A 16,473-nucleotide genomic window follows, 5' to 3' on the forward strand; every position below is an offset into this window, starting at 1 on the left:
AGAAGGCCTCTCCTGAGAAGACGCCTGGTGCCGGCCGTCGTCGCGCTCGCGACCGTGGCCGGTACGGCGAATCCCGCCGTACCGGGTGAACGTCACAACGGCGGCGGCCTGTCGGCCGTCATCCGGTACACCGAGTACGGCATCCCGCACATCCTGGCCAAGGACTACGCCAACCTCGGCTTCGGCACCGGCTGGGCGCAGGCCGCCGACCAGGTGTGCGTTCTCGCCGACGGTTTCGTGACCGTACGCGGCGAACGCTCGCGCCACTTCGGGCCGGACGCCGCGTCCGACGGCTCCCTGTCGTCCGCGAGGACGAACCTCTCCAGTGACCTGTACTTCCGTGGTGTACGGGACGCGGGGACGGTGGAGCGGCTGCTGGCCGCGCCCGCTCCGGCCGGCCCGAGCCGCGAGGCGAAGGAGCTGATGCGCGGCTGGGCGGCCGGCTACAACGCCTGGCTGCGGCAGAACCGCGTCACCGACCCGGCCTGCGCGGGCGCCGCCTGGGTCCGCCCGGTGACGGCGCTGGACGTGGCCCGGCGCGGCTTCGCCCTCGCCGTGCTGGGCGGACAGGGGCGCGCCGTGGACGGCATCACGGCCGCGCGGCCGCCGGGCAGCGCTCCGGTGGCACCCGTCGACCCGGCCCGTGCGGCGCGGGCGGCCCGCGCCCTGTTCGCCGCCGGCAGCGGTGACGGCGCCCGCGGCGCCGGCATGGGTTCCAACGCGGTGGCGTTCAGCGGGGCCACCACCGCGAACGGCCGCGGCCTGCTGCTGGGCAACCCGCACTACCCCTGGCACGGCGGCCGGCGGTTCTGGCAGTCGCAGCAGACCATCCCGGGCGAGCTGAACGTCTCGGGCGGCTCCCTGCTCGGCACGGTGGCCGTCAACATCGGTTTCACCGACAAGGTGGCGTGGAGCCACACGGTCGCGACGGGCGTCACGCTCAATCTGCACCAGCTCGCCCTGGACCCGGCCGACCCGACCGTGTACCTGGTCGACGGCAGGCCGGAGCGGATGAGGAAGCGGACGGTCACCGTGCCCGTCAAGGGTGGCGCCCCCGTCACCCGTACCCAGTGGTGGACCCGGTACGGGCCGGTCGTCACCTCGCTGGGCGCGTCGTTGCCGCTGCCGTGGTCGGCGACGAGGGCGTACGCGCTGAACGACCCCAACGCCGCCAACCTGCGCGGCACGGACTCCGCGCTCGGGTTCGCCAGGGCCGGTTCGGCGCGCGGGGTGCTGGACGCGCTGCGGCGTACGCAGGGCCTGCCGTGGGTGAACACGATCGCGGCGGACGCGGGCGGCCACACACTGTTCACCCAGTCGCAGGTGCTGCCGCGCATCACCGACGAGCTGGCACGGCGCTGTTCGACGCCGCTGGGCACGGTGACGTACCCGGCGTCGGGTGTGGCGGTGCTGGACGGTTCGCGCGCCGAGTGCGCGCCGGGCTCGGACCCGGACGCGGTGCAGCCGGGGATCTTCGGGCCGTCGCGGGTGCCGGTGCTCCAGGACGCGCCGTACGCCGTGAACTCCAACGACAGCGCGTGGCTGACCAACGCCGAGCGGCCGCTGACCGGCTACGAGCGGGTGTTCGGGACGATCGCGACGCCGCGTTCGCTGCGCACCCGGGGCGGTGTCGAGGACGTGGCGGCGATGGCCGCGCAGGGCCGGCTGACCGTGGCGGATCTGCAACGGCAGCAGTTCGCGAACCGGGTGCCGGCCGGGGACCTGGCGGCGGCCGACGTGGCGAAGGCGTGCCCGGCCGTACTCCCGGACGACCCCCGGGCGTGCGAGGTGCTCGGGCGGTGGGACCGCACGATGGACACCGGCAGCCGGGGCGCGCTGCTCTTCGACCGCTTCTGGCGCCGGCTCACGGCGTCCGTTCCGGCGGCCGAGCTGTGGAAGGTGCCGTTCTCGGCGGCCGACCCGGTCCGTACGCCGCACACCCTGAACACCGGTGCGCCCGCCTTCGCGAAGGCGCTGACGGACGCGGTCGCCGAGCTGCGGGCGGCCGGGATCCCGCTGGACGCTCCGCTGGGCGACCACCAGTTCGTGGTACGGGGCGGCAAGCGCGTGCCCGTGCACGGCGGTACGGAGATGCTGGGCGTCTGGAACAAGATCGAGCCGGTGTGGAACGCGGCGGGCGGAGGCTATACGGAGGTGGCGCACGGGACGAGCCACGTGCAGGCGGTCGGCTGGGGTGGCGGCCGGTGCCCGGTGGCGCGGACCCTGCTGACGTACGCGCAGTCGTCGAACCCCCTCTCTCCGCGCTTCGGGGACCAGACGGCGCTGTTCTCGGGCGAGCGGTGGGTGACGGCCCGGTTCTGCGAGAGGGACATCCTGACCGATCCGGAGCTGAGGGTCGTCCGCGTCAGGGGCTGAACGACAGGAACACGAAGGCGGCGAACAGCACCAGGTGCACGCCGCCCTGGAGGAGAGTGGCTCGTCCGGGCACCACGGTCAGGGCGCTCACCACGGCGGTGAGCGTGAGCAGGGCCAGGTGGAGCGGGCCCAGCCCGAGGACCAGGGGCCCGGACAGCCAGACGGTGGCCAGGGCGATCGCGGGGATCGTCAGGCCGATGCTGGCGATGGCGGAGCCGTACGCCAGGTTGAGGCTGGTCTGCACGCGGTCGCGGCGGGCGGCGCGCACGGCGGCCAGCGTCTCGGGGAGCAGCACCATCAGGGCGATGACGACACCGACGACCGCTTTGGGCAGGCCGGCGGATTCGACGGCGTCCTCGATGGTGGGTGAGACGAGCTTGGCGTTTCCGACGACGGCGACCAGGGCCACCAGGAGCAGGCCGAGGCTCCACCAGGTCTGACGGAGGGTGGGCGGCGGGGCGTGCTCGTCGCCGCCGGTCGTGTCGCCGTCGCGGGCGACGGGGAGGAAGTAGTCGCGGTGGCGGACGGTCTGTACGGCGACGAAGATCCCGTACAGGCAGAGTGAGGCGACGGCGGCGAAGGCCAACTGCGCCCCGGTGAACTCGGGGCCCGGCTGGCTGGTGGTGAAGCTGGGCAGCACCAGGGTCATGGCGGCGAGCGTGAGGACGGTGGCGAGCGCGCCGCCGGAGCCCTCGGCGTTGAAGACGGCGACGCGCCGCTTGTGCAGGGCGGCGACGAGGAGGGCCAGGCCGACGATGCCGTTGCAGGTGATCATGACGGCGGCGAAGACGGTGTCCCGGGCGTAGGTGGACGCCTTGTCGCCGCCGCCCGCCATCAGCATGACGATCAGCCCTACCTCGATGACGGTCACCGCGACGGCGAGGACCAGTGACCCGAACGGCTCACCGACGCGGTGGGCGACGACCTCGGCGTGGTGCACGGCCGACAGGACGGAGCCGATCAGGCACAGCCCGACGACCGCGACGACCGGCCCCGGCAGGTCGCGCCCCCAGCCGATGGCCAGCACGAGCACGGCGACGACCGGCACCCACGTGGTCCACTGGTGCGATAGCCCCGCCGTGCCGGTGTCCGTGGCCGTGTCCGTGCCCGTGCCGCCCGTGCCGCCCGTGCCGCCCGTGCCGGTACTCATGGCCGCCACGCTGCCAGAGCGGGCGGCGCACCGCGCGGTATGGGCGCCGAAACGGGTGCGGTGGCGCGGCTACACGGCGCGCTCGTGGCCCTCCCAGTACGGGTCGCGGAGGCGGCGCTTGTAGAGCTTGCCGTTGGGGTCGCGGGGCATCGACGCGATGAAGTCGACGCTCTTGGGGCGTTTGTAGCCGGCGAGGCGCTCGGCGCAGTGGGCGAGGATCGCGGAGGCCAGGGTGGCGTCAGGCGCGTGGCCCTCGGCGGGTTCGACGACCGCCTTGACCTCCTCGCCCCAGTCGGGGTGCGGGATGCCGAAGGCGGCCGCGTCGGCGACGGCGGGGTGGGTGAGGAGGACGGCTTCGATCTCGGCGGGGTAGATGTTGACCCCGCCCGAGATGATCATGTCGATCTTGCGGTCACGGAGGAAGAGGTAGCCGTCCTCGTCGAGGTAGCCGAGGTCACCGACGGTGAAGTAGTCGCCGACGCGGTTCTTGCGGGTCTTGTCCTCGTCCTTGTGGTAGCTGAAGCCGCCGGTGGTCATCTTCATGTACACGGTGCCCAGTTCGCCGGGCGGGAGGGGGCGGCCGTCGTCGTCGAGGACGGCGAGTTCGCTGATGGGCCACGCCTTGCCCACCGTGCCGGGCTTCTTCAGCCAGTCCTCGGCGGTGGCGAAGGCGCCGCCGCCCTCGCTGGCCGCGTAGTACTCCTCGACGCAGGTGCCCCACCAGTCGATCATCGCCCGTTTGACGTGGTCGGGGCAGGGGGCGGCCCCGTGGATGGCGTGGCGCATGGAGGAGACGTCGTACCGCGACTTGACCTCCTCCGGGAGGGCGAGCAGGCGGTGGAACTGGGTGGGGACCATATGGGTGTGGGTGCACCGGTGGGCGTCGATGAGGCGCAGCATCTCCTCGGGCGTCCACTTGTCCATGACGACGAGGGGGTGCCCGATGTGCAGTGCGGCGCCCGCGAATTGCAGCACGGCGGTGTGGTAGAGCGGCGAGCAGACCAGGTGGACGTTCCCGTCGTACGGCTTGATGCCGAAGATGCCGAGGAAGCCTCCGAGGTACGCCTCCTCCGGGGGCTTCGCGGGCAGGGGGCGGCGGATGCCGCGCGGGCGGCCGGTGGTGCCGGAGGTGTAGTTCATCACCCAGCCGAGGGTGCGGCCGCCGGGGGGTGAGCCGGGCTGCCCGTCGAGGAGTTCGGCGTACGGACGGAAGCCGTCGGCGGAGCCGATGGCGTACCGGTGGCTCGCCGGGAGCCTCGCCTCGTCGGCGGCGGCCCGGGCTGCGTCGGCGAACCGTTCGTGGGCGATGAGCACCTTGGCGCCGGAGTCGGCGACGATCCAGGCGATCTCCGGTCCGACCAGGTGGTGGTTGACGGGGACCAGGTAGAACCCCGCCTGGGACGCGGCGAGGTAGGCGGTGAGGAACTCCGCGCCGTTGGGCAGGACGACGGCGAAGGCGTCGCCGGTCTCCAGGCCGGCCGCTCGCAGTCCGTGGACGAGCCGGTTGGCGGCGGCGTGCAGCTCGCCGGCGGTCCACTGCTCGCCGTCGGGCGCGGTCAGGACCGTGCGGGTGGGGTCGGCGGTGGCCTGGGCCCAGAAGCCGTTGGGCTGCTCGGTCATGAGCGGCTCCCCTTCGCGATGCGGTGGAGGCGGGCGACGGCCCGCTCGAAGCCCCGGGTCAGGTCGTCGAAGACTTCCTGGACGCCCCGCTCGGAGGTCATCCGGCCGACGATCTGGCCGACGGGCGTGCCGAGCAGCGGCTCGACCTCGTACTTCTGGATGCGGGAGACGGCTTCGGCGACCAGCAGGCCCTGGAGCGGCATGGGCAGGGGCCCGGGGCCGTCCGGGCCGTCCCAGGCGTCGGTCCACTCGGTGCGCAGTTGGCGGGCGGGTTTGCCGGTCAGGGCGCGGGAGCGGACGGTGTCACCGGAGCCGGCGGCCAGCAGTTTGGCGGTGAGGGCCGGCGAGTGCAGGTCGGCCTCGGTGGTGGTGAGCCAGATCGAGCCGAGCCAGACGCCCTGGGCGCCGAGGGCGAGCCCGGCGGCGATCTGCTCGCCACTGCCGATGCCCCCGGCGGCGAGGACGGGCAGGGGACTGACCGCCTCGACGACCTCGGGGGTGAGGACCATGGACGCGATCTCGCCGGTGTGGCCGCCCGCCTCGTATCCCTGGGCGACGACGATGTCGATGCCCGCCTCGGCGTGGCGCCGGGCGTGCTTGGCGCTGCCGGCGAGGGCGGCGACGAGGATGCCGCGGTCGTGGGCGCGCCGGACGACGTCGGGGGGCGGGGAGCCGAGTGCGTTGGCGAGGAGGGCGATGGGGTAGTCGAAGGCGACGTCGAGCTGGCCGCGGGCGACCTGTTCCATCCAGCCGGTGATGCGCCAGCCGGAGGCCTCGCCGTCGGCGAGCTCGGGGACGCCGTGCTTGGCGAGGGTCTCGGCGACGAACCGCCGGTGTCCTTCGGGAATCATCGCCTCGACGTCGGCCTCGGTCACCCCCTCCACCTTCTTGGCGGGCATGACGACGTCCAGGCCGTAGGGCAGGCCGTCGGTGTGGGCCTGCATCCAGTCGAGGTCGCGGGCGAGGTCGTCGGGGGCGGTGTAGCGGACGGCGCCCAGGACGCCGAATCCCCCCGCCCGGGTGATGGCGGCCGCCACGGCGGGGAAGGGCGTGAAGCCGAAGATGGCGTGCTCGACACCCAGTCTCTTGCTCAGCTCCGTCTCCATGGGCGGCAGGATGCCGCAGCGGGGCGGTCGAGGGAAGAGATTTTCTGATGCAGCGTCAGATTCTTTCCGCGTGGCCGGTTCTTGACGGAGTCGGGTCGGCGGTAAGAAAGTTTCACGTGGTGCGGGTGGTTACGAAGGATTCTTTCAGCGGGTTTCTCCGGGCGTTTTCGGCAAGGGGGATCGTGGTGGGGATGACGGAGGGGATCAGCCGTCGCCGGTTCGGCGGCGGGGTGCTGACCCTGGGAGGTGGGCTGGTGATCGGTACGATTCCGGGGGCCGCGACGGCGGCGGGTTCCGGTGGCTCACCGGGCGGCCGGCCGACACTGCGGCTGGGCTCCGCCGAGCGCGCCGGGCTGCTGCCCGAGCACCTGGACCGGCTGGTCGCCGATGCCGAGCGGTTCCTGGAGCCCTCCCCCAAACACCCGTGGTACGCGGGGGCGGTGCTGCTGGCGGGGCGCGGCGGCACGGTGGCGCTGCACCGGGCGATCGGGCACGCGGTGCGCTACGCCGCGTACGACGAGAAGACCGACACCGGCGTGCAGTTGCCGCCGGAGCGGCGGATCGCGATGGCCGAGGACACGGTCTTCGACCTGGCGTCGGTCTCGAAGCTGTTCACGTCCGTCCTGGCCGTGCAGCAGATCGAGCGCGGGGCGCTGGAACTGGAGGAGCGGGTCACGGCGTACCTGCCGGAGTTCGGCGGCGGCGGCAAACAGGACATCACGGTGCGTCAGCTCCTCACGCACACCTCCGGGTTCCGCGCCTGGATCCCGCTGTACAAGGAGCCCACGCGGGAGGGGAAACTGCGGCTGCTGTGGCAGGAGGTCCCGGCGCACCCACCGGGTACGCGGTACCTCTACTCCGATCTCAACCTGATCTCCCTGCAACTGATCCTGGAGGAGATCACCGGTCACTCGCTGGACGCCCTGCTCCGCAACGAGATCACCGGCCCGCTCGGGATGCACCGCACCCGGTTCAACCCGCCCGCGTCCTGGAGACCGAAGATCGCGGCCACCGAGGACGCCCGGGCACCCTGGTCGGGCCTGGAGCGCGGCATGGTGTGGGGCGAGGTCCACGACGAGAACGCCCACAGCCTCGGCGGCGTGGCCGGTCACGCGGGCGTCTTCTCCTGCGCGTGGGACCTGGCGGTGCTGGCCCGTACGCTGCTGAACGGCGGCGTGTACGGGCACGCCCGCGTCCTGGAACCGAAGTCGGTGGAGCTGATGTTCACCGACTTCAACACCGCCTTCCCCGGCGATGAGCACGGCCTCGGCTTCGAGCTCTACCAGCACTGGTACATGGGGGCCATGGCCACCCCGTACACCGCGGGCCACACCGGGTTCACCGGCACCAGCCTGGTCGTCGACCCGACCACCGACTCCTTCCTGGTGGTCCTCGGCAACTCGGTCCACCCTGTGCGGGGTTGGCGTTCCGGCTCCGCGCCGCGCGTGGCCGCCGCGAACAACCTGGCACGCGCCGTTCCGGTACGCCCCGCCCGCGGCCGCACCGCCTGGTACGCGGGCATGGCGTCGGGCACGGCGGCGACGCTCACGCTGCCCGAGCTGACGCCCGCCTCGCCGCGCCCCCGGCTGCGCTGCGCGGTGTGGTGGGACACCGAGCCGGGCTCGGACGCCCTGTTCCTGGAGGCGTCCGGGGACGGGGGCGCGACCTGGCGGCCGGTACCGTTCGTGACCGTACGGCACGGGAAAAGGCGTGGGGACGGGCACGGGCAGGAGCCGGCGCCGCACCCGGCCGGGTCGGTGAGCGGCTGGTCGGGCCGGGTCTGGCACCGGCTGGAGGCGGACCTCTCCGGGTGGCGGGGCACGCCGGTGCGGCTTCGCTGGCGGTACGCGACCGACCGGCTCTACGTCGGGCGGGGGGCGTACGTGGACGCCCTCCGCGTCCAGGACGGCTCCCGGACCCTGTTCGACGAGACGCGGCCGGGGGACAGGTCCCGTATCGAGGCGCAGGGGTGGGTCGCCTCGGCGAACTGACTGGTCAGGGTGGTGCGGATGCGGGTTTCGTACGGGCGAGCGAAACTGAGGGGCGGGGGGCACTCTGCGAGGAGAGGATGACCCATGTCCGTGATGGACAAGCTCAAGCAGATGCTCAAGGGCCACGAGGACAAGGCCGGCCAAGGCATCGACAAGGCCGGCGACTACGTCGACAAGAGGACCCAGGGCAAGTACAGCGGTCAGGTGGACACCGGCCAGGAGCGGCTCAAGAACGAGTTCGGCGGCGACCCGAACCAGGAGCCGCCGACCCGGACCTGACGTCCCTGACCGGACGTGACCCGGCCTGTCAGGACCAGCGACAAGCCTTCCCGTCCCCGGCCGCCGTGTTCCCACGGCCGCCGGGGACGGGCGTTTCTCCCTCCCCCGCCGGACGCGGCGCGGGCGGTGGCACCACCCGCCCGCACCACCCGCCCGCGCGACTCGGCGTGCGCCGGAGCGGCGGCTGATTAACAGTCGTCTCGAGTCCCCAACTCGAAGGAGAAACTCATGCTTCGGCGCATCTCGCTCGTTCTGGCCGGCCTGCTGGCCGTCGGCTTCATGGCTGCGGCCCCCGCCGCCGCCCACGACAAGGACGTTGAAGGCTGCTGGGGGTCCGGCGGCCACGTGAAGGCGGGCCACGTCAAGGTCAAGCACCACGACGCCACCTGCTGGGACGTCGGCTGATCACGAGCGGTACCGAGCGGTACACGGATGGGCGCCCCGGTGGCGCCCATCCGCGTGTCGTCCACCGTCCGGCCGCGGCGGCTCAGTGGCCCAGCACCGCCATGGCGGCGTTGTGGCCCGGAATGCCGCTGACGCCGCCGCCGCGCACCGCGCCCGCCCCGCAGAGCAGCACGTTGGCGTGCGCGGTCTCCACGCCCCACCGGCCGGTGCCGTCGGTGCCGTCGCCGGCGTACGGGAAGGCGAGGTCGCCGTGGAAGATGTGGCCGCCGGGCAGTCGCAGGTCCCGTTCCAGGTCGAGCGGGGTCTTGGCCTCGATACAGGGGCGGCCTTCGGCGTCGGTGGCCAGACAGTCGGCGAGCGGTTCGTCCAGATGGGCGTCCAGTTCGGCGAGGGTGGCCTTGAGGAGGGCGGCGCGGGCGGTGTCGTTGTCGGCGGCGAAGAGCCGTGCCGGGGCGTGCAGGCCGAAGAGCGTCAGCGTCTGGTACCCCCGGGCGGCGAGGTCCGGGCCCAGGATCGACGGGTCGCTCACGGAGTGGCAGTAGATCTCCGAGGGCGGGGCGCTCGGCAGCCGGCCGGCCGCCGCCTCCCGGTACGCGGCGGCGAGCTGCCCGTACCCCTCGGACACGTGGAACGTCCCGGCGAACGCGTCACGCGGGTCGACGGACCGGTCGCGCAGCCGGGGCAGCCGCTTCAGCAGCATGTTGACCTTGAGCTGGGCGCCCTCGGCGGGCGGCGGGGCGTCCTCGCCCAGCAGGGCGGCCAGCGTGTGCGGCGACGCCCCGACCAGGACGTGCCGGGCGGCGACGGTGCCCTCCCCGTCGGCCGTGCGGAAGGTGACCTCGGCGTGGTGGCCGTCGGTCCCGATCCGGGTCGCCTCGTGACCGGTGCGGATCTCGGCGCCGGCCGAGCGGGCGGCGTCCGCGAGGGCGCCGGTGAGGGCGCCCATGCCGCCGACGGGCACGTTCCACTCCCCCGTCCCGCCACCGATCACGTGGTAGAGGAAGCAGCGGTTCTGGACCAGTGACGGGTCGTGGGCGTCGGCGAACGTGCCGATCAGCGCGTCGGTGAGCACCACGCCGCGCACGAGGTCGTCGGCGAAGTACTCCTCGATGGCGACGCCGACGGGCTCCTCGAACAGCATCCGCCACGCCTCGTCGTCCGCGATCCGGGCGCGCAGGGCCTCGCGGGTGGGCAGGGGCTCGGTGAGGGTGGGGAAGACACGTTCGGCGACGTGTCCGGTCTTCGCGTAGAACCGCCGCCAGGCCGCGTACTCGGCGTCCGAGCCGGTGAGCCCGGCGAACGACTCGCGGGTCCGCTCCCCGCCGACCAGCAGGCCGGCGGCACGTCCGCCGCGCTCGACCGGGGTGTACGAGGAGATGGTGCGCCTGGCGACGGCGAACCGCAGGCCCAGGTCCCGCACGATCTTCGGCGGGAGCAGGGACACCAGGTAGGAGTAGCGCGAGAGCCGGGCTTCCACGCCGGGGAAGGGACGGGTGGAGACGGCGGCCCCGCCGGTGCCGGGCAGGCGTTCCAGGACGAGGACGGAGCGCCCGGCGCGGGCGAGGTAGGCGGCGGCGACCAGTCCGTTGTGGCCGCCGCCGACGATGACGGCGTCGTACGAGCGGGGTGCGGTCATGGCCCTTCGTAACACGCGCCCCTACGGGTGTTCCAGTGCCCGCCGCGTTGCCGGCGCAGTTCGGCCACCCGCCGGTACAGCTCGGCGGCCTCGGTCCGGCGGCCGAGCTGCTGGAGGCACTGCGCCTCGTCGTCACGGCTGGCCAGGGCGTCCGGGTGGGTGGTGCCGAGCACCCGGTCCCGGGCCTCGGCGACCCGCTGGTAGACGGAGAGCGCCTCCACCCAGCGGCCGAGCCAGCCGAGCCCCACGGCGACCTCCCGGCGGCTGACCAGCGTGTCGGGGTGGTCGGGGCCGAGCACCCGCTCGCGGATCGCGCACACCTCGCGGGCCTGGGCGAGCGCCTCCTGCCAGCGGCCGAGCCGGCCGAGGTTGACGCCCAGGCCGTGCCGGGCGCGCAGCGTCTCGGGGTCGTCCGGCCCGTGCGCGCGGGTGCGGGCGTCGACCAGGTCGCGGAACAGCTCCAGCGCCTCGGGGCCGCGGCCGAGTCTGCCGAGGCTTATCCCCACCTCGTAGCGGGCGGCGAGGGTGTCGGGGTGGTCGGGGCCGAGGACGTGGGCGCGCGCGGCGGCGACGTCCCGGTAGGTGCGCAGCGCCTCGGTCCACCGCCCGAGCCGGCCGAGCGCGTACGCCACCTCGTACCGGGTGACCAGGGTGTCGGGGTGGTCGGGCCCCAGCAGCCGGGCGCGGGCGGCGGCCACCTCGCACGCCATGCGGTGGGCCTCCTCCAGGCGCCCGAGCCGGCCGAGGTTGAACGCCAGGTTGTGGCGGCACCGCAGGGTGTCGGGGTGGTCGGCGCCCAGGGTGCGGGTGCGGGCCTCCAGGACCGAGGTGTACACCTGGTGGGCCTCGTCGTGGCGCCCGAGCCGGCCCAGGACGAACGCCATCTCCTGGCGGGCCGTCAGGGTGTCGGGGTGGTCGGGGCCGAGCACCCGGGCCCGGCCCTCGACGGCGCGGCCGAACTCGCGCACCGCGTCGGCGTCGCGGCCGCTCCTGCTAAGCGCGAAGCCGGCCTCGTAACGGCTGGTGAGCGTGTCGGGGTGGTCGGCGCCCAAGGTGCGCTCCCGTTCGGCGGCGACCGCGCGGTGCACCTCCCCCGCCTCCTCCCAGCGGCCCAGGCTGCCGAGGCGCAGGCCGGTGCTGTGCCGGCCCGCGAGGTCGGCGAGGTGGGAGAGGTGGGCGGGGACGCCGGCCGGGGGTGGCGGGAGGGAGGGTGTGGGTACGGCGGCGCGGCGCGGGTTGGTGGAGGTGGTCCACTCGCCGGTGAGGCCGGCCGACGGGTCGGGCAGCGGGGTGGCGTGCAGCAGGCTGGTGCCGACCGCCTTGTGACCGGTGGTCATGCCGCGGGTCCAGGACGGGAGACGGTGGTGGGCGCGCGGGTGGGCGGGGGCGAGGGGGTAAGGGGCGTGGAGCACCGTGGCCGGGGCGGGGCGCGCTGCGGTGATGCGGCGGACGAGGTCGGCGGCATCGTCGGGGCGGCCGTCGGGGGTCTTGGCGAGCAGGTCGAGGACGAGGCGCTCGAAGAACTCGGGGAGCTCCGCGCGGTGGTTGCGCGGCGGCTCGGGCGGGGTGTCGCGGTGGCCCACGAGGATTCCCCAGGCGTCGTCCAGGTCGAAGGGCGGGACGCCGGTGGCGATCTCGTACAGGACGCAGCCCAGTGAGTACAGGTCGCTGCGGTGGTCGACGTGGCCGCCGCTGATCTGCTCGGGCGACATGTAGTGCGGGGTGCCCATGGCGATGCCGGTGCCGGTGAGCCGGGAGGTGAATCCGATGTCGGCGCCGAGGCGGGCGATGCCGAAGTCGCAGATCTTCACGGTGCCGTCGCCGAGCCGCATGATGTTGGCGGGCTTGAGGTCCCGGTGGACGATGCCCTGCCGGTGGGTGTAGGCGAGCGCGTCGGCGATCTGCCCGGCGATGTCGATGACGTCGTGGACGGGCAGCGGGTGCTGCTTGTTGTCCTCCAGGAGCTGGCTGAGGTTGCGGCCTTCGAGGAACTCCATCACCAGGTGGAGCAGGCCGTCGGACTCGCCGAAGTCATGGACGACCGTGACGCCGCGGTGCTGGAGCGCCGCCGCGACGCGCGCCTCGCGGCGGAAGCGCTCGCGCAGCACCCGGATGAAGTTCGGGTCCTGCTGCGGTCCGAGCGGCTTGAGGCATTTGACCGCCACGCGGCGGCCGAGCGATTCGTCGGTGGCGCGCCACACCTCGCCCATGCCGCCGCGTCCGATCAACTCCTCCAGCCGGTAACGGCCCTGGAGCAGCCTGGTGTCCCCCATCGCGTGCCCTCGCCCCCGTCGAGTCCCCGTCGCTCCGCGCTCGCCGCGCGCGTCGCTCTGCCCGTCGCCCCCGCTACGCCCTCCCCGGCCCGTCCAGTATGGCTGCCCGTCTGCGGAGTTTGTACGGGGCAGGACGGGTGTCGGGCGACGGACCGATAACGGCTTCGAGGAGCGCTGGGACGGTAGTTACGGGCGGATACGGGAGGGGCAGCGGAGCGGTGGGTTCACCGCCGTACCCGGGGCATGCCGAGGCCGATCCAGGAGATGATCTCGCGCTGGATCTCGTTGTTGCCGCCGCCGAAGGTGAAGATCACCGCGGAGCGGTAGCCGCGCTCCAGTTCGCCGTGGAGGACCGCGCCGGCCGAGCCCTCCTTGAGCGGGGCGGCCGAGCCGACGACCTCCATCAGCCAGGCGTAGGCGTCGCGGCGGGCCTCGGAGCCGTACACCTTGACGGCGGAGGCGTCCTGGGGGGTCAGGGTGCCGTGCTGGAGCGCGGTGACCATCTGCCAGTTGAGCAGCTTCATCGCGTCGAGCTTCGTATGGGTCTGCGCGAGGCGTTTCCTGACCCAGCCGAGGTCGATGACGCGGCGGCCGTCGGCGAGTTTCGTCCCGGCGGCCCAGCGCTGCACGTCGTGCAGGGCCCTGATGGCCATCGTGCCGTGTGCGGCGAGCGTGACGCGTTCGTGGTTGAGCTGGTTGGTGATCAGCCGCCAGCCCTTGTTCTCCTCGCCGATCCGGTGCGAGACGGGGACGCGGACGTTCTCGTAGTAGCTCGCGGTGGTGTCGTGGCCGGCGAGCGTGTTGATGAGGGTGCAGGAGTAGCCGGGGTCGGAGGTCGGGACCAGGAGCATGGTGATGCCCTTGTGGGGCGGGGCGTCGGGGTCCGTGCGGACGGCGAGCCACACCCAGTCGGCGGTGTCCCCGTTGGTGGTCCAGATCTTCTGGCCGTTGACGACGTACTCGTCGCCCTCCCGGACCGCCTTCGTCCGCAGCGCGGCGAGGTCGGTGCCGGCGTCGGGTTCGCTGTAGCCGATGGCGAAGTCGATCTCGCCGGAGAGGATGCGGGGCAGGAAGTACGCCTTTTGCTCGTCGGTGCCGAACCGCATGATCGTGGGGCCGACGGTGTTGAGCGCCATGAGCGGCAGCGGTACGCCCGCCTGGGCGGCCTCGTCGAAGAAGATGAACTGCTCCATGGGCGTCAGCCCGCGCCCGCCGTACTCCTTGGGCCACCCCACGCCCAGCCAGCGGTCGGCGCCGAGGCGGCGGATGGTGGCGCGGTAGAACCGCTTGCGGGCGGTCGGGTCGGCGTCGCCCGGGTGGGCGCCTTCGGGTACGAGCTCGGCGAAGTAGGCGCGCAGTTCGGCGCGCAGCCGGTGCTGCTCCGGTGTGTATTCGAGGTGCACGGCCCCTCCAGGCGTCGCGGTGTCGCGGCCAGTCCCTGCGGCGGGCACAGAGTAGAACCTGTTCCAGTAATCCGGAAGGCCCGCGACGTGGTTCCCGGCGGGCGCGGTGGGTACCCGGTCACGCCGGAGGTGATCGCACATGCCCGAGCCAGGCAGCAAGAAGTACGACGTCCGGCGCGCTCGCACCCGCAAGGACGAGGAGAACCGGGGCGTGTCCGACCAGGACGCGAACAGGGAGGCCAACGCGACGCTCCAGGAGGACGAGGGCCTCCGCTCCAAGGGGCCCAGGACCGAACGCGGCCGCGGCCCGAAGGGCGAACGCGGCACGTGACCCGGCGGCGCGCGGAGGCGCCGTACCGGCGCGCACAGCCCCGCCACCGACACAGCCCCGCCACGGTGGCGGGGCTGTGTCATGAGCGCTGCCTCATAAGCGCTGCCTCTGAGCGCCATGAGCGCTGCCCGTTAAGCGCCGTCCCATGAGCTGAGCGCGCACGCACCGCCCCCGCCCCGCGTGGTGCGCGGGGCGGGGGCGAAGGCGCTCCGGTGGCGGGAGGTCAGTCGGTGGAGAGGGCTTCCAGGAGGTCGCCGACCTGGGGGTCGGGGAGCGCTCGGGCGACATCTGCCTGGGCGATCATGCCGACCAGGCGGTGGTTGTCGATCACCGGAAGCCTGCGCACCTTGTGCTCCGACATCTTGCGCAGCACCATCTGAGCGTCGTCGTCCGCGTCCACGTACACGACCTGGCCCTGCGCGAGCTCGCCCGCCGTCGTGGTCTCCGGGTCCTTGCCGGCGCCCAGCGCCTTCACCACGATGTCGCGGTCGGTCAGCATGCCCTTGAGCTTGTCGTCCGAGCCGCAGATCGGCATCGCCCCCACCCCGAGCTGCTTCATCATCTCGGCGGCCTGGAGGACGGTGTCGTTCTCGCCGACGCAGTCGACGCCCTTGGTCATGAGCTGACGTGCGGTTGTCATGCTTCGAGCTCCCTTCAGAGTGCGATCACGATGGCCATCGCGACGAACAGCGCCGCCACGAGGGCGACGACCAGCAGGATCAGCACCATCGGTGCCTTCGCCCAGCCGGTCGGCGGGTTGTGCGTCTCCCTCGGCCCGGCCCCGGACATGCTCGATTCCGCGGGCGGCGTGTCGCCCGGCGGGACGCCGCCACCGGCGTCGAGACCCGGGGTGCGCTCCGGATCAGGATCCGGGTCGGGGTTCGGGTTCGGGTGGGTCATGCCGTACGAGTGCGCAGGCAGGCGCCTTTCAATCCTCCGCCGGGTCCTCGTCCCGGTGCCCGGCCCGGTTCTCGGCCAGACCGTCCGCCCGGCCGTCCGCCCGGCCGTCCGGCGGGCCGTCCGGGCGGGTGCGGCGCCGGTGGCTGGTGTCGCACCACGGGTAGCGGCGGCTGCGGCGGCAGGTGCACACCGCGACCATGAAGCGCTCCGAGTACGCCGTCGTGCCGTCCGGCAGCCGGATCTCGACGGGCCCCTCCAGCAGCATCGGCCCCTCCGGGTCGATCACCACCCGTTCGGCGGTGCGTTCAGACTCGCTGCGCACGGATCACCACCAGGTCTTCCTTGCGCTCGTCGGGCGCGATCAGCCCGCGCTCCTCCAGCCACTTCGCGTGCCGCGCCATCACCGGCCCGAAAGGGATCGTGCTGCGCAGCTCGACGCGCGCCGAAAGGCCCCGGTCCCGCAGTGTGTCCAGCGTGGCGTCCACACCGCACAGCGCCGACTGCACCAGCAACAGGACCCCCGAGTCCCGCAGCAGGTCCGGCGCCCGCGCGCAGATCCGGTCGAGGATCCGGCGCCCGTCCGCGCCCGCGTTCCAGGTCCGCTCCGTCCCGCGGGCGGGTCTTGGGGACAGCACGTACGGCGGGTTCGACAGGATCAGGTCGAAACGGTCGCCCTCGACGGGCTCCGTCAGGTCGCCGTGCCGGACGACGACCGGCAGGCCGAGGCGCCAGGCGTTGTACCGGGCGGCGAGCACGGCGCGCCAGGAGATGTCGACGGCGGTCACGCGGGCCGCTCCGCACTCCGCCGCCAACAGCGCCAGCGCGCCGGTTCCGGTTCCCACGTCGAGCACCTCGACGCGGGGCTGGGAGCGGAGGGTGCGCAGCTCATCGCGGGCGGCCTGGGCGAGCAGTTCCGTGTCCTCCTGGGGCGCGTACACGCCGCGCGGTCTGAGTAGACGCATGGCCAGCGGGTACCTCGGACTTTCCCCGGCGAAACGCCGGT

15 protein-coding genes are annotated in these 16,473 nt (G+C 73.2%); 5 read left to right on the top strand and 10 right to left on the bottom strand.

Translation table 11 applies throughout. The annotated features are described in order from the left end of the window. Positions 1 to 27 precede the first annotated feature (27 nt). Complete coding sequence (locus ACZ46W_RS22380) at positions 28 to 2,376, top strand: penicillin acylase family protein (RefSeq protein WP_468340118.1); 2,349 nt, start codon at positions 28 to 30, stop codon at positions 2,374 to 2,376. On the opposite strand, the gene ACZ46W_RS22385 is transcribed toward ACZ46W_RS22380, so the two are convergent. The 3 genes from ACZ46W_RS22385 to ACZ46W_RS22395 all read right to left on the bottom strand — a co-directional run bounded on the left by ACZ46W_RS22385 (position 2,366) and on the right by ACZ46W_RS22395 (position 6,252). Continuing rightward, positions 2,366 to 3,526 (bottom strand): calcium:cation antiporter, encoded by a 1,161-nt coding sequence (locus ACZ46W_RS22385; RefSeq protein WP_468340120.1) that lies wholly within the window; start codon positions 3,524 to 3,526, stop codon positions 2,366 to 2,368. The genes ACZ46W_RS22380 and ACZ46W_RS22385 overlap by 11 nt on opposite strands. A gap of 69 nt (positions 3,527 to 3,595) precedes the next feature. After that, complete coding sequence (locus ACZ46W_RS22390) at positions 3,596 to 5,146, bottom strand: acyl-CoA synthetase (protein ID WP_468340122.1); 1,551 nt, start codon at positions 5,144 to 5,146, stop codon at positions 3,596 to 3,598. Then, the gene (locus tag ACZ46W_RS22395) at positions 5,143 to 6,252 is read right to left on the bottom strand and encodes an NAD(P)H-dependent flavin oxidoreductase (protein WP_468340124.1); all 1,110 of its coding nucleotides are present in this window, start codon (positions 6,250 to 6,252) and stop codon (positions 5,143 to 5,145) included. The genes ACZ46W_RS22390 and ACZ46W_RS22395 overlap by 4 nt, the downstream gene beginning before the upstream one ends. Before the next feature lie 191 nt (positions 6,253 to 6,443). Here ACZ46W_RS22395 and ACZ46W_RS22400 point away from each other — a divergent pair, with 191 nt between their 5' ends. The 3 genes from ACZ46W_RS22400 (at position 6,444) to ACZ46W_RS22410 (ending at position 8,927) form a co-directional block, all read left to right on the top strand. Then, positions 6,444 to 8,243 (top strand): serine hydrolase domain-containing protein, encoded by a 1,800-nt coding sequence (locus tag ACZ46W_RS22400; RefSeq protein WP_468340126.1) that lies wholly within the window; start codon positions 6,444 to 6,446, stop codon positions 8,241 to 8,243. Positions 8,244 to 8,327: 84 nt separating this feature from the next. Further along, a complete protein-coding gene (locus ACZ46W_RS22405) occupies positions 8,328 to 8,522 on the top strand; it encodes an antitoxin (RefSeq protein WP_468340128.1) in 195 nt (64 codons plus the stop codon). A gap of 228 nt (positions 8,523 to 8,750) precedes the next feature. Continuing rightward, positions 8,751 to 8,927: a hypothetical protein gene (locus ACZ46W_RS22410; protein WP_468340130.1), complete on the top strand. Its 177-nt coding sequence runs from the start codon at positions 8,751 to 8,753 to the stop codon at positions 8,925 to 8,927. A gap of 82 nt (positions 8,928 to 9,009) precedes the next feature. Here the strand turns inward: ACZ46W_RS22410 and ACZ46W_RS22415 are convergent, their stop codons facing one another. The 3 genes from ACZ46W_RS22415 to ACZ46W_RS22425 form a co-directional block, all read right to left on the bottom strand. Next, positions 9,010 to 10,563 (bottom strand): phytoene desaturase family protein, encoded by a 1,554-nt coding sequence (locus ACZ46W_RS22415; RefSeq protein WP_468340132.1) that lies wholly within the window; start codon positions 10,561 to 10,563, stop codon positions 9,010 to 9,012. Next, entirely contained in the window at positions 10,560 to 12,836 is a 2,277-nt protein-coding gene (locus ACZ46W_RS22420; protein WP_468340134.1) for a serine/threonine-protein kinase, read from the bottom strand. The genes ACZ46W_RS22415 and ACZ46W_RS22420 overlap by 4 nt, the downstream gene beginning before the upstream one ends. Before the next feature lie 224 nt (positions 12,837 to 13,060). Beyond that, positions 13,061 to 14,239 (bottom strand): acyl-CoA dehydrogenase family protein, encoded by a 1,179-nt coding sequence (locus ACZ46W_RS22425; protein ID WP_468340136.1) that lies wholly within the window; start codon positions 14,237 to 14,239, stop codon positions 13,061 to 13,063. A gap of 139 nt (positions 14,240 to 14,378) precedes the next feature. Between ACZ46W_RS22425 and ACZ46W_RS22430 the strand changes: the two genes are divergently transcribed. Then, positions 14,379 to 14,570, top strand: coding sequence for a hypothetical protein (locus ACZ46W_RS22430; RefSeq protein ID WP_468340138.1), 192 nt, complete (start codon positions 14,379 to 14,381; stop codon positions 14,568 to 14,570). Positions 14,571 to 14,793: 223 nt separating this feature from the next. On the opposite strand, the gene ACZ46W_RS22435 is transcribed toward ACZ46W_RS22430, so the two are convergent. The 4 genes from ACZ46W_RS22435 to ACZ46W_RS22450 are packed head-to-tail and all read right to left on the bottom strand — an operon-like array spanning position 14,794 to position 16,432. Then, positions 14,794 to 15,210, bottom strand: a complete 417-nt coding sequence (locus tag ACZ46W_RS22435; protein ID WP_468340140.1) for a CBS domain-containing protein — start codon at positions 15,208 to 15,210, stop codon at positions 14,794 to 14,796. A 14-nt stretch (positions 15,211 to 15,224) separates the two neighbouring features. Beyond that, entirely contained in the window at positions 15,225 to 15,470 is a 246-nt protein-coding gene (locus tag ACZ46W_RS22440) for a DUF6480 family protein (protein ID WP_468340141.1), read from the bottom strand. Between the two features lie 28 nt (positions 15,471 to 15,498). Next, the gene (locus tag ACZ46W_RS22445; RefSeq protein WP_468340143.1) at positions 15,499 to 15,792 is read right to left on the bottom strand and encodes a CDGSH iron-sulfur domain-containing protein; all 294 of its coding nucleotides are present in this window, start codon (positions 15,790 to 15,792) and stop codon (positions 15,499 to 15,501) included. Continuing rightward, positions 15,776 to 16,432: a HemK2/MTQ2 family protein methyltransferase gene (locus ACZ46W_RS22450; RefSeq protein WP_468340145.1), complete on the bottom strand. Its 657-nt coding sequence runs from the start codon at positions 16,430 to 16,432 to the stop codon at positions 15,776 to 15,778. The genes ACZ46W_RS22445 and ACZ46W_RS22450 overlap by 17 nt, the downstream gene beginning before the upstream one ends. Positions 16,433 to 16,473: the final 41 nt, after the last annotated feature.

This window comes from Streptomyces sp. NPDC031064 (assembly GCF_055570965.1).